At 67.8% G+C, this 273-nt stretch carries 1 pseudogene; it reads right to left on the reverse strand.

Annotated elements, in window-relative coordinates:
• A pseudogene (locus tag SB751_RS30395) lies at positions 1 to 273 on the reverse strand (S-layer protein); the annotation flags it as partial.

The following is a 273-nucleotide window of genomic DNA, read 5'->3' on the forward strand; positions in this document are numbered from 1 at the left end:
TTGGCGTATTCGCCGGGGGCGTAGCCGCTGCTGTACAGGCCCGACGCGGTGCGGAAATGGAAGTCGGAATCGGCCACGTTCCAGATGCGCCGGCCTTCGCCCAGCAGCGCATCCCAGGTGCCGCCGACCTTGGCCACCAGGTAGTCCACGCCGCCGTAGGTGCGGTTGGGCAGGTTCACGGGCGTGTAGGCCTCGGCATAGCCGCCGCGGTCCGGTTCCATCTGGTTGCCGACCATGCCTTCGATGCCGAAGAAGATCGTCGGCGCCAGGTCG

Source organism: Cupriavidus sp. SIMBA_020 (genome assembly GCF_046535395.1).
GTDB lineage: Bacteria > Pseudomonadota > Gammaproteobacteria > Burkholderiales > Burkholderiaceae > Cupriavidus > Cupriavidus campinensis.